General features: G+C 62.8%; 11 protein-coding genes. 2 read left to right on the top strand and 9 right to left on the bottom strand.

Annotated elements, in window-relative coordinates:
• Nucleotides 1-8 precede the first annotated feature (8 nt).
• The 9 genes from EOA29_RS11935 to EOA29_RS11895 form a co-directional block, all read right to left on the bottom strand.
• Entirely contained in the window at nt 9-905 is an 897-nt protein-coding gene (locus EOA29_RS11935; protein ID WP_126089983.1) for a glutamine amidotransferase, read from the bottom strand.
• Nucleotides 906-1,200: 295 nt separating this feature from the next.
• Nucleotides 1,201-1,875, bottom strand: coding sequence for an XRE family transcriptional regulator (locus tag EOA29_RS11930; protein WP_245464913.1), 675 nt, complete (start codon nt 1,873-1,875; stop codon nt 1,201-1,203).
• Nucleotides 1,876-2,064: 189 nt separating this feature from the next.
• On the bottom strand, nt 2,065-3,369 hold the full coding sequence (locus EOA29_RS11925) for a DUF4147 domain-containing protein (RefSeq protein WP_127220932.1): 1,305 nt from the start codon (nt 3,367-3,369) through the stop codon (nt 2,065-2,067).
• Entirely contained in the window at nt 3,369-4,337 is a 969-nt protein-coding gene (locus tag EOA29_RS11920; RefSeq protein WP_126089986.1) for a D-glycerate dehydrogenase, read from the bottom strand. Before EOA29_RS11920 ends, EOA29_RS11925 begins: the two co-directional genes overlap by 1 nt.
• A gap of 52 nt (nt 4,338-4,389) precedes the next feature.
• Nucleotides 4,390-5,289 carry a succinate--CoA ligase subunit alpha gene (gene sucD, locus EOA29_RS11915; RefSeq protein WP_126089987.1) on the bottom strand — a complete coding sequence of 300 codons (900 nt, stop codon included), beginning with the start codon at nt 5,287-5,289 and terminating at the stop codon, nt 4,390-4,392.
• A 14-nt stretch (nt 5,290-5,303) separates the two neighbouring features.
• Nucleotides 5,304-6,488, bottom strand: a complete 1,185-nt coding sequence (locus EOA29_RS11910) for a malate--CoA ligase subunit beta (protein WP_127220931.1) — start codon at nt 6,486-6,488, stop codon at nt 5,304-5,306.
• Nucleotides 6,489-6,507: 19 nt separating this feature from the next.
• Complete coding sequence (locus EOA29_RS11905; RefSeq protein ID WP_127220930.1) at nt 6,508-7,470, bottom strand: CoA ester lyase; 963 nt, start codon at nt 7,468-7,470, stop codon at nt 6,508-6,510.
• Between the two features lie 10 nt (nt 7,471-7,480).
• Complete coding sequence (locus EOA29_RS11900; RefSeq protein ID WP_127220929.1) at nt 7,481-8,671, bottom strand: aminotransferase class V-fold PLP-dependent enzyme; 1,191 nt, start codon at nt 8,669-8,671, stop codon at nt 7,481-7,483.
• A 121-nt stretch (nt 8,672-8,792) separates the two neighbouring features.
• Complete coding sequence (locus tag EOA29_RS11895) at nt 8,793-9,416, bottom strand: response regulator transcription factor (RefSeq protein ID WP_126093232.1); 624 nt, start codon at nt 9,414-9,416, stop codon at nt 8,793-8,795.
• Nucleotides 9,417-9,812: 396 nt separating this feature from the next.
• On the opposite strand from EOA29_RS11895, the gene mgtE reads away from it, so the two are divergent.
• Together mgtE and EOA29_RS11885 are read left to right on the top strand one after the other, a co-directional pair.
• Nucleotides 9,813-11,246: a magnesium transporter gene (mgtE, locus tag EOA29_RS11890; protein ID WP_126093233.1), complete on the top strand. Its 1,434-nt coding sequence runs from the start codon at nt 9,813-9,815 to the stop codon at nt 11,244-11,246.
• Nucleotides 11,247-11,389: 143 nt separating this feature from the next.
• Nucleotides 11,390-11,733, top strand: a 344-nt coding sequence (locus EOA29_RS11885) for a MerR family DNA-binding transcriptional regulator (protein ID WP_145969661.1), incomplete at its 3' end; no start/stop codon positions are given.

Here is an 11,733-nt window from a genome sequence, read left to right as displayed (position 1 = left end):
CATGATCCTCAGTGCTCCCAGAAATAGACGGTGGACGGCTCCGGTTCCCAAACCCTGGCTTCCTCAATGCCAGGCAGATTCGCCAATGCGCGATATTCCGAACCGAAGGCGACATACTGGTCGGTCTCGGCCATGACAGCGGGCTTGCAGGCGATCGGATCGCGCACGACGCCGAAGCCGTTCTTGGTGCCGACGACGAAGGTGAAGAAGCCGTCGAGGTCGTCCAGGCTGCTTTGCAGCGCCTCGCCGAGATTCTGCCCGTGAGCGATCTTGGACGAGAGGTAGGCGGCCGCGACTTCGGTGTCGTTCTCGGTCTCGAAGCGCATTCCGTCGCGGATCAGCTCGCGGCGAAGATTGTTGTGGTTCGAGAGCGAGCCGTTATGCACAAGGCACTGATCCGGGCCGGTCGAGAAGGGATGCGCGCCCAGCGTGGTAACGGCGGACTCGGTCGCCATGCGTGTGTGACCGATGCCGTGGCTGCCACCCATCCTGGCCAGGTCGAACCGCTTGACCACGTCGGCCGGCAGACCGACTTCCTTGTAGATCTCGATCGCCTCGCCGACGCCCATGAGGCGCACATTTGGACGTAGCTCGGCGATCGCAGCGCGGGCTTCCTCGAGCTTGTCAGCGGGGACATCGAGGACGGCATGGGTCGACTTCACGATCGACGAGACCTTGGCCCCGATCTTCTTGCTGAGTTCGACTTCGAGCCCTTCGAAATCAGCCTTGGGGGTCGATGACTGGATGGTGATCTTGCCGTGCCCGGCCGCTCCACTGTCATAGATAGCTATGCCGGCGCTGTCCGGCCCCCTGTCGGTCAACGAGACCAGCATTTCCGACAGCAGAGCGCCTAACTTGGGTTCAAGCGATTTGTCTTTCAGGAACAGTCCAACAATCCCACACATCCCGTCACCTCCATTGGTTGTTACCTGACATGGAGGCTAGCAGGTTCCCCACTGCAATTCAACTGTCATGAATTTTTTTTTCCTCTAGAAAAACACAAACTCGTAGGAACCGGTTAAGATCCGGACCCTCGCGTTGAAAGCCACCGGTCTGGCGGAGATCCGTGACGTCTGCCGCAGGGCAACTCAAAGAGCGGCAGATGACGGCGCGTAGGTTTGACGCGCGAAGCTGGACACGCGACGGCGCCTGCGCAGCCCACGCATCCATAGCCAGTGTTGGAATGAACGGCGGATTACGTCAGCCGTTTCCGCGCCCGTGGGGATAAGAGATGATTGACAAATATCGCATCGGCAAATGCGTCAATTCTTCTGGACCGTGCGGCGCGTCGGCGTCGAAGAACAGACTATCACCCGGCGTCATCCGGTAAAGATTGTTGCCGTGGCGATACACGACCTCGCCTTCCAGCATGTAGAGGAATTCCATGCCGTCATGCTGGAAGGTCGGGAAGACATCGGAGTCTTCTGTCAGCGTAATGAGATAGGGTTCGACGACAACTCCGCTCGAATCCGAACCGATATGGCCCAGCAACGTATACTGGTGTCCGGCACGCGTACCGCGTCGTTCGACATCCACGCCCGATCCCGCTTTGACGAAGACGGCCTTGCGCTCTTCCTCAAAACCGCGAAAAAATGCAGTCACCGGCACGCCCAGCGCGCGCGATAGCGCCTGCAGCGTGGTCAATGACGGCGAGGTGATGCCGTTCTCGATCTTGGACAGCATGCCGACCGAAAGACCCGTGGTGACGGCGAGATCGGCAACGGTGATGCCCAGTTTCTTGCGAAAGGCGCGAACCTCGTGGCCGATCGCAACCTCGAGCACGTTCTCGCGCGTGTCGCGAACGGCGTGGGGATCCTGGCTGAGAGGCTTGCCGCGTGGCGGCGGCGGAGAGCTGGCGATTACCGGTCCTGCCATTTTAACCGGAGTCAGCACCTTGCCGCCCTTCTTCTCCGCCTTTACCGCCTGCATTTTACCCGCCTTAGCCGTCGCCATGTTCACTGCCGTTGGTTGATTCATTTTACCAACAGTAAACATCTTTAGCTGAGGATACAACTCAGGATAATTGACGAGAAGGCGACGCCTGAGCGCCCACGGCTGCTGAGGCTATTTCATCAGCAGTATTTGCAGGTCGGCGACATTTGTCCCGGTCGGCCCCGTGAGAAGCAAATCGCCTGAAGTCGCCAATGCAGGGTAGGAATCGTTGTTTCTCAGATGGGCTTCTGGCTTGCAGCCATGCCGGCGCATCCGTTCTGTTGATCCGGGATCGACAAGGGCGCCCGCCGCGTCTGTCGGTCCGTCCCGACCGTCGGTGCCACCACTGAGAAAGACCCATGGACGCCGGATCGGTTGTCGTTCATTTAGAAGGGCAAACCGAAGAGCCAGTTCCTGGTTGCGCCCGCCTCTCCCGCTTCCGCGTACCCTCACAGTCGTCTCTCCTCCGGCGACGATTGCCACCGGCCCCTCGTGTCTCGCCGTGACCAGGGCGAGGCCGTGAAGAGCATGGGCCGCCTCCGAAACATCTCCGTTCAGCCAGTCGGCGGCCTTGATGACCGTGAAATAGCGCTCTTTGGCGCTATCCATCATGCGCTGCAGGCTGATGGCGTTGCTGCCGATCACGACATTTTCGACATGATCAAAGCTCGCACATGCGCGATCTTCGCCAGCAACCAGATCGTCCAGTTGCCTGCGCATAATCGCGGGAAGCACCTTAAGCAGGTTGTGACGTCGAAGAACAATGACGGCGTCGGAAACACCGGTCGCGGGCTTTGCCGTAGGCCCGCTAGCGATTGTGGCGACATCGTCGCCGGGCACGTCCGAGAGTACCAGCGACAGCGTCTTGGCGCCTGACGTCAGTTCCGCGAGACGCCCGCCCTTCAGTCTTGAGAAGATCTGTCTTACAGCATTGATTTCGGAAATGTCGGCGCCACAACGAACCAGGGCTTCGTTGAGTGCCACCTTATCGGCAAGTGAAATACCCGGCGCAGGCGCGCAGACGAGGGCTGAGCCCCCGCCACTAATCAGTAGCAGCATGAGGTCCTCAGGCGACGCCGAGCGCACGGCCTCTTCAATCGCCCTGCCGGCTTCGAGGCTTCCCTCGTCAGGCAACGGATGACCGCCGACAATGACCTCAATGCCCTCGATGTCCAACACGTTTTCGCGACTGGTGACCACGCACGCCCTGCGCAGTTTGTCCCCGACGAAACGCAGCGCCGTCCCTGTCATCAGGCACGCCGCTTTGCCCAAGGCAATCAGGATGACGCCGCGAGCGGCGGCGATGTCGGACTCTCTTGCTTTCAAGGCGGACGCGACCGCCGCCTCGGGATCGGATGCGGCAATGCCTTGGCGAAACAGCTGGAACGCCTGCATCCGCAGCTCAACCCAGGAGGAAGCCGAGCTGTCGAGGCTCATCACACGACCCGATCCGGCACCGGGCGCCCGTCGAAGAACGCGACCAGATTCTCCACTGCCTGCATTCCCATGGCCACCCGGGTCTCCTTGGTAGCACTGCCGAGGTGCGGCAAAAGCACGACGTTTTCCATATGCTTCAGCGGCTCTGGAATTTGAGGTTCGCCGTCAAAAACGTCGAGCCCGGCACCGGCGATCTCGCCGCGCCTTAGCGCTTCGATCAAGGCGTTTTGGTCGACCACGTCACCGCGGGCGGTGTTGATGAGAAAGGCGCCACGTTTCATCGCAGCCAGGCGGGAAGCATTGATAAGGTGCCGGTTCTCAGTGCCGCCAGGACAGTGAAGCGACACGAAGTCCGCCTGTGCCAGCACCTCCTCCACGCTCGACAGTTGTCTGGCTCCCATGGCAACGATTTCTTCGTCGTCCACTTTCGAGCGATTGTAAAAGACCACGTTCATGCCGAAGCCGAACCGCGCGCGTTGGGCGGTCGCTTTGCCGATCCGGCCCATTCCAATGATCCCAAGCGTTTTGCCGGAGACCTTCGAGCCGATCATGTGCGTCGGACACCAACCGGGCCATTCGCCGGCGCGCAACTGACGTTCGCCCTCGCCCGCCCGACGAGCGACCGAAAGCATCAGGCACATGGCGATGTCGGCAGTGCAATCGGTCAGCACGCCGGGAGTGTTGGTCACGGCGATCTCGTGCCTGCGTGCAGCGTCGATATCGATATGACTGAAGCCGACGCCGAAATTGGCAATGACCTTGGTTCGAACCTTGGTTTCAGGGAAGACAGACGCCGACAAATTGTCACTGACAGTCGGCAAAATCGCTTCAAAATCCCGGAACGCAGCCCTGAGCTCATTGGAAGTCAGCGGCGTATCATACCGATTGAGCGTTGCGTCGAACCGCTCAGCAAGTACCTGCTCGACGGCCGCGGGCCAGCGGCGCGTGACTATGACGCGTGGTCTCATCTGAATCCCCTCATCAACGGAAGGATGATCGTTAACGCCGCTTCAGAACCGGTCAGGCAACCTTTTTCCGTTGCCCAAGCACGTTCGCGATGGTCGAGCCAAATGCGGCCGGCGTCGGCACGATGACGACGCCGGCGTCCTTCAGGATCTCGACCTTCTCCTGCGCCGACTCGCCGAAGGCCGAGATGATGGCGCCGGCATGGCCCATGCGGCGCCCCTTCGGTGCCGAAAGCCCGGCGATGTAGGCAATCAGCGGCTTCGTCATGTTGTGCCTGGCCCATTCGGCAGCCTCGACCTCCTGCGGTCCGCCGATCTCGCCGATCATCACCACGGCGTCGGTTTCGTCGTCCTGCTCGAACAGTTCCAGGATGTCCTTGAAGGACGAACCGTTGATCGGATCGCCGCCGATGCCGACGCTGGTCGACACACCGATGCCCAGCGCCTTCATCTGCGAAGCGGCCTCGTAGCCGAGCGTGCCGGAGCGGCCGACGATGCCGACGCGGCCGGGGAGATAGATGCTGCCGGGCATGATGCCCATCAGCGCCTGTCCGGGCGTGATGACGCCGGCGCAGTTCGGCCCGACGAGGCGCATGCGGTCCTCGAAGCGGTAGCGGCGCATGTAGCGCTTGACCTGCATCATGTCTTGCGAGGGGATGCCGTCGGTGATGCACACGCAAAGCTTGATGCCGGCATCCGCCGCTTCCATGATCGAATCGGCGGCGAAGGGCGGCGGCACGAAGACGATGCTGGCCTCGGCGCGGGTCTCGCGCACCGCGCCCTTGACGGTGTTGAAGACGGGCAGGCCGAGATGCGTCTGGCCGCCCTTGCCGGGGGTGACGCCGCCGACCAGCTTGGTGCCGTAACGCTTCATGTCCTCGGCATGGAAGCTGCCGATCTTGCCGGTAAAACCCTGGACGATGACGCGCGTGCTGCGGTTGAGCAGGATTGCCATTTTCTCGACCTCCCTCAGGCTGCTTTTTTCTTGGCGGCTTCGCGCCAGGCGGCGACGGCCTTTTCGGCGGCTTCGGCGAGCGTGTCGGCGACGATTACCGCCTCGCCAGATTCGGCCAGGATCTTGCGTCCCTCCTCGACCTTGGTGCCGGAGAGCCGCACTACCAGCGGCACGTCGACGCCGACCTCGCGGATCGCCTTGATGACGCCTTCGGCCACCCAGTCGCAGCGGTTGATGCCGGCGAAGATGTTGACCAGGATGATCTCGACATTCTTGTCGCCGAGCACGGCGCGGAAGGATTTCGCCACCCGCTCGGGCGAGGCGCCGCCGCCGATGTCGAGGAAGTTGGCCGGCTCGCCGCCGGCGATCTTGATCATGTCCATCGTCGCCATGGCGAGACCGGCGCCGTTGATGATGCAGCCGATATTGCCGTCGAGGCCGACATAGGAGAGGCCGCGGTCGCTGGCGAAGGTCTCGCGCGGGTCTTCCTGGCTCTTGTCGCGCAGCTCCGAGATTTCCGGTCGGCGAAACAGCGCGTTCTCGTCGAACGACATTTTTGCATCGAGCGCGACCAGGTTGCCGTCGCGGGTCACCACCAGCGGATTGATCTCCAGCATCGAGGCGTCGTAGTCGCGGAACACCTGGTAGCAGCCGAGGATGGTTTCGGTGGCCTTGCCGATCAGATTGCTTTCAAGCCCGAGGCCGAAGGCGATCTCGCGCGCCTGGAAGCCCTGCATGCCGACGCCGGGATCGACCGTGGCGCGGATGATCGAATTCGGCTTCTTTTCGGAGATGTCCTCGATCTCCATACCGCCGGCGGCCGATGCCACGATCATGACGCGCTCTTCCTTGCGGTCGAGCACGAAGCCGAGATAGAGCTCCTGGGCGATGTCGACCGCCTCTTCGAGATAGAGCCGCGAGATCAGCTTGCCGCGCGGGCCGGTCTGTTGCGTCACCAGCTTGCGGCCGAGCATGGCCTCCGCCGCGTTGGAGATCTCCTCGTCATTGGAGCAGAGCTTGATGCCGCCGGCCTTGCCGCGCGCGCCGGAATGAACCTGCGCCTTCAGCACCCATTTCGAGCCGCCGATCTCGCGCGCCCGGTAGGTCGCCTGCTCAGGGCTGTAGGCGAGGCCGCCGCGCGGCACATGCACGCCGTGGCGGGCGAGCAGTTCTTTGGCCTGGTATTCATGAATGTCCATTCTATCCTCCCGAAAACTTTCAGTGGGCTGCTGCCTGTGCCTGGCCGGCGCGCTCGATCGCCTCGCTCACCACCAGCACGTTGCGCGCCATGCGTTCGGACGCGGCGTCGATCATCTTGCCGTCGAGTGCCGCGGCACCCTTGCCGAGCGCCTCGGCTTCTTTGAGCACTTCGAGGATGCGCCTGGCACGCGTGACCTCCTTTTCCGGCGGCGAGAACACGTCGTTGGCCAAAGCGATCTGCGAGGGATGGATCGCCCATTTGCCTTCGATGCCGAGGGCAGCCGCGCGTCTCGCAGCCGCCGTGTAACCTTCCGGATCAGAGAAATCGCCGAACGGTCCGTCGATGGCGCGCAGGCCGTAGGCTCGGCATGCGACCGTCATCCGCGACAGGGCGAAATGCCACTGGTCGCCGGGATAGTCGGGGTTCAGCCCGCCGATGTTGACGGTGCGCGCCTTGTTGCTGGCGGCATAGTCGGCGACGCCGAAATGCATTGCCTCCAGCCGGCCGGGCGTGGCGGCGATCGCCTCGACATTGGCCATGCCCAGCGCCGTCTCGATCAGGGCTTCGAGGCCGACGCGGGTCTTAAAACCATTGGCCATCTCGATCTGGTTGACCAGCGCTTCGACCATATAGAGGTCGGCGGGAACGCCGACCTTCGGCACCAGGATCGTGTCCAGCCGGTCGCCGGCCTGTTCCATCACGTCGACCACGTCGCAGTACATATAATGGGTGTCGAGGCCGTTGATCCGCACCGAGACTGTCTTGCCCTTGGCGCGCCAGTCGATGTCGTTGAGCGCCTGAATGATGTTCTTGCGGGCGCGCTCCTTGTCGGGCGGCGCGACAGCGTCCTCGATGTCGAGGAAGACGAAGTCGGCGGCGCTGTTCGCCGCCTTGTCGATCATTTCCGGGCTCGAGCCCGGAACGGCCAGTTCGCTGCGCTGCAGCCTCAGTTTCTTGAGGTGGTTGATGGTGTGGCTCATCGTCCGCTCCTCACGCCGCCTCGGCGACCGGCATCGCGGCGGTGCGCCTGAAATGCTCGATCGCGGCCGCCACGCCCGAACCCGGCGCCAGGCGGACACCGCAGTCGAGCAGCGCCAGTTCGGCGGCGGAGAGCGATGCAAGCACCATCACCTCGTTCAGCCAGCCGAGATGGCCGATGCGGAAGACCTTGCCGGCCACCTTGTTGAGGCCGCCGCCGAGCGAGGTCTGGTAGGCGCGGTAGGCGCGCTTGACGACTTCGGCGCTGTCGATGCCTTCCGGCACCAGGATGGCGCTCACCGTATCGGAATGCCATTGCGGTGCCTTGGCGCACAGCTTCAGCCCCCAGGCGTCGACCGCCTTGCGCACGCCTTCCGCCAGGCGATGGTGGCGGGCGAAGATGTTGTCCAGGCCTTCCTCGGCGATGAGATCGAGCGAGGCGCGCAGGCCGCGCAGCAATTGCGTGGCGGGCGTGTAGGGGAAGTAGCCGGTATCGTTGGCGCGGATCATGTCCTCGAAGGAGAAGTAGCAGCGCCGGTGGGTTGCCACCCGCGACGCGGCGAGCGCCTTCTTGCTGACCGACAGGAAGCCGAGTCCGGCCGGCAGCATGAAGCCCTTCTGCGAGCCGCTGACCGCGCAGTCGACGCCCCATTCCTCCTGGCGGAAGTCGATCGAGCCGATCGACGAGACCCCGTCGACGAAGAGAAGGGCAGGGTGGTTCGTTGCATCGAGCGCGGCGCGGCAGCCGGCGACGTCGCTGGTGACACCGGTCGCGGTTTCGTTCTGGGTGCAGAACACCGCCTTGATGCGATGCGCCTTGTCCGCGCGGAGCCTTTCCGCATAGAGGTCGAGCGGGACGCCCGTTCCCCATTCGCAGTCGATGACGTCGACCTCGAAGCCAAGACGCTCGGCCATGTCGACCCACAGATGCGAGAACTGCCCGAAGCGCGACATCAGCACCCGGTCGCCGGGGCTGAGCACGTTGGTCATCGCCGCTTCCCAGGCGCCGGTGCCTGACGAGGGGTAGATGAAGACGCGGCCGGTCTCGTTCTTGAAGACCTTTTTGATGTCCTCGAACAGCGGCAGCGTGAGATTGGGGAAGGAAGCGGCGCGCATGTCTTCCATCGGCAGGTTCATGGCCTGCCGGACTTCCTCCGGAATATTGGTCGGTCCTGGGATGAAAAGATGGGTAAACCCGGCCATGCGCGAACTCCTCCGATCGTTTGGGATTGTCAGGGGAGTGTCGTTCGCGCGGCGTGTCGCAACAACACCTTGCCGGGTAAGTTGTCGCCACGGGCGGGTAGGGCGGACCTACCCGGTCCGCCTACCCGAAAGGCGATTTGGAGGTGCGGCGCTTCTCGTTCGCATAGAGCGCGACGGCCATGGCGCGGTTGCGCACGTCGAGCTTGTCGTAGAGATTCTTGAGATGGTACTTTACCGTGTTCTCCGAGATCCCGGTCCGGGTCGCGATCTGGAGATTGGTCCAGCCATCGGACAGCACCGCAAGCAGCTCGCGCTCACGCACGGTGAGCTGCGACAGCGGCGTGTCGTTGACCTTGTTGATGTCGATGTAAGGAATGCAGATCCGCCCATGCGCGACCGCCAGGATCGTCTCGAAGATGATCGACGGGTCGTCGAACTGGAAGCAGTAGCCCTGGGCGCCCAACCGCACGCATTGCTTCAGGATGCCGATGTCGTGGTCGTTGGAGAACACCGTGACGCGAACATCGAGCTTGCGATTCTGGACTTCCGCCAGAATGTCGGCGCCGTCCATGTCGGCGAGCTTCCAGCCGATCACGGCGACATCGAACCTGGTGTTCGCCGCCAGCTCGAGGAATTGCGCGCCGCTCTGAACGGAGCTCACCAGCTCGAAACGCCCATCGCATTCCAGCATTTCGCGGAGCGCCGACACAACGAGCGGATTGCGCTCGGCAACGACGACGCGCACGCGCCTCGAGCCAACTGCTTCGTTCGTTTTCCGGGACTTGAGGTTCAAGGCCTGCCGATTGTCCTGTCGATCTTGCGCCGTCTGCAGGCCTTCTGGACCTGCTATGATGACAATTCTGCCCCAACGGCGCGGCGGCGCTCTTTCCGCAGCGACATGCGCTGTCGCGTCGCCTGAAGCCGAAAATTGCCCTGCCATCAGGTCGCGTCGAAGGCGTCACGGCGCATATTTCGCTGAATATTCCGCGTGCTAGCGCAACGATTTCGCAAGACGAATCGCATCACGGCCCTATCTGCCGCGTTGGCATCGGATTTTCCCGAAATGCGGTTTCCACTTTTCGGGATCATGCTCTAGACGTGATTCGCACCCTTTCCGGATTCCTGTTGGCGGGAGGCGCTGGTGGAAGGCCAGGACATAGAGACGACGACCGGCGCCAGGGCCGCCGAGGAGCACTACGCCGACATCTATGGCGAGGATGGGGCCGTCCGTTCTTCCTTCCTCGCCCAGATCGGCGCGGCGATCGCCGACCGCGACACGCTGACCCTGAAGCGTGAAGTCGACGACCTGCATCAGTCCGAACTGGGCGATCTGCTAGAGGCGCTGCATCCCGAACAGCGCCGGGCCCTGGTCGAGTTGCTGGGTTCCGATTTCGACTTCTCCGCGCTGACCGAGGTCGACGAGGCTATCCGCCTCGATATCGTCGACAACCTGCCCAACGAGCAGATCGCGCAGGCGGTGCAGGAACTCGATTCCGACGACGCCGTCTACATCCTGGAGGACCTCGACCAGGAGGACCAGGACGAGATCCTGTCGCAACTGCCGTTCACCGAGCGCATCAGGCTCAGGCGCGCGCTCGACTATCCGGAAGAGACGGCCGGCCGGCGCATGCAGACGGAGTTCGTCGCCGTGCCGCCGTTCTGGACCATCGGCCAGACCATCGACTACATGCGCGAGGACAAGAACCTTCCGGACCGCTTCAGCCAGATCTTCGTCATCGACCCGAGCTTCAAGCTGCTCGGCGCCATCGACCTCGACCAGATCCTGCGCACCAAGCGCGCGGTCAAGGTCGAGGATGTGATGCACGAGACGCGACATGCCATCCCTGCCACCATGGATCAGGAAGAGGCGGCGCGGGAGTTCGAGCAGTACGATCTGCTCTCGGCCGCCGTGGTCGATGAGAACGAGAGGCTGGTCGGCGTGCTCACCATCGACGACGTGGTCGACGTCATCCAGCAGGAAGCGGAGGAAGACCTCTTGCGCATGGGCGGCGTCGGCGACGAAGAGCTGTCGGATACCATCGCGGCGACATCGCGCTCGCGCGTTCCATGGCTGCTGGTCAATCTTGGCACGGCCTTCATCTCGGCCTCGGTGATCAGCGTGTTCGGCGCGACGATCGAGGAAATGGTGGCGCTTGCCGCACTGATGCCGATCGTCGCCTCACTGGGCGGCAATGCCGGCACCCAGACGATGACGGTGACCGTGCGCGCGCTCGCCACGCGCGACCTCGATATCTACAATGCCGGCCGCGTCATTCGCCGCGAGGTCATGGTCGGCCTGCTCAACGGCGGGATCATTGCGACCATCCTCGGTCTGGTCGCCGGCATCTGGTTTCACAATCCCGACCTCGGTTTCGTCATCGCCGCGGCGATGATCCTCAATATGTTGGCCGCGGCACTCGGCGGCATCCTCATCCCACTGTTTCTCGACAAGCTCGGTGCCGATCCGGCAATTTCGTCCTCGATCTTCACGACAATGATCACCGACGTTATCGGCTTCCTCGCCTTCCTCAGCCTCGCCACATGGTGGTTGCACCTGGGCGAGCGAGCCGGATAGGCATCTTAATTGACTTTTACGTAAATGCCGTGCGACGTTATCTCGGGGTCATGTGCCGATTCCGGCGCAAGACGGGGTTTGATAGGAGGGAAGGGCGACGCTCCTGCGTGGCGATGCCTGGACGTTTGGGCGTGGGAGCGAGAATGCGGGAATATTACACGATCACCGAGCTGACGCGCGAATTCGACGTGTCGACGCGGACGTTGCGTTTCTACGAGGACGAAGGGCTGGTGCAGCCGATCAGGCGCGGACGCACGCGGCTGTTCCGCCCCTCCGACCGGCATCTCATCCGTCAGATCATGCGCGGAAAGCGACTCGGCTTCTCGATCGCCGAGATCCGCGAGATCATCCAGATGTACAAGGAGCCGCCCGGCGAGGTCGGCCAGCTCAAGCTGATGATCAAGCGCATCGAGGAAAAGCGCGAGGATCTCAGGCAGAAGCGGCGCGACCTGGAAGAAACGCTCGCCGAGCTCGACCAGGCCGAGGA

The sequence above is a fragment of the Mesorhizobium sp. M1E.F.Ca.ET.063.01.1.1 genome (assembly GCF_003998155.1).
Lineage (GTDB): Bacteria > Pseudomonadota > Alphaproteobacteria > Rhizobiales > Rhizobiaceae > Mesorhizobium.
This window is presented reverse-complemented; position numbering and strand designations above follow the sequence as displayed.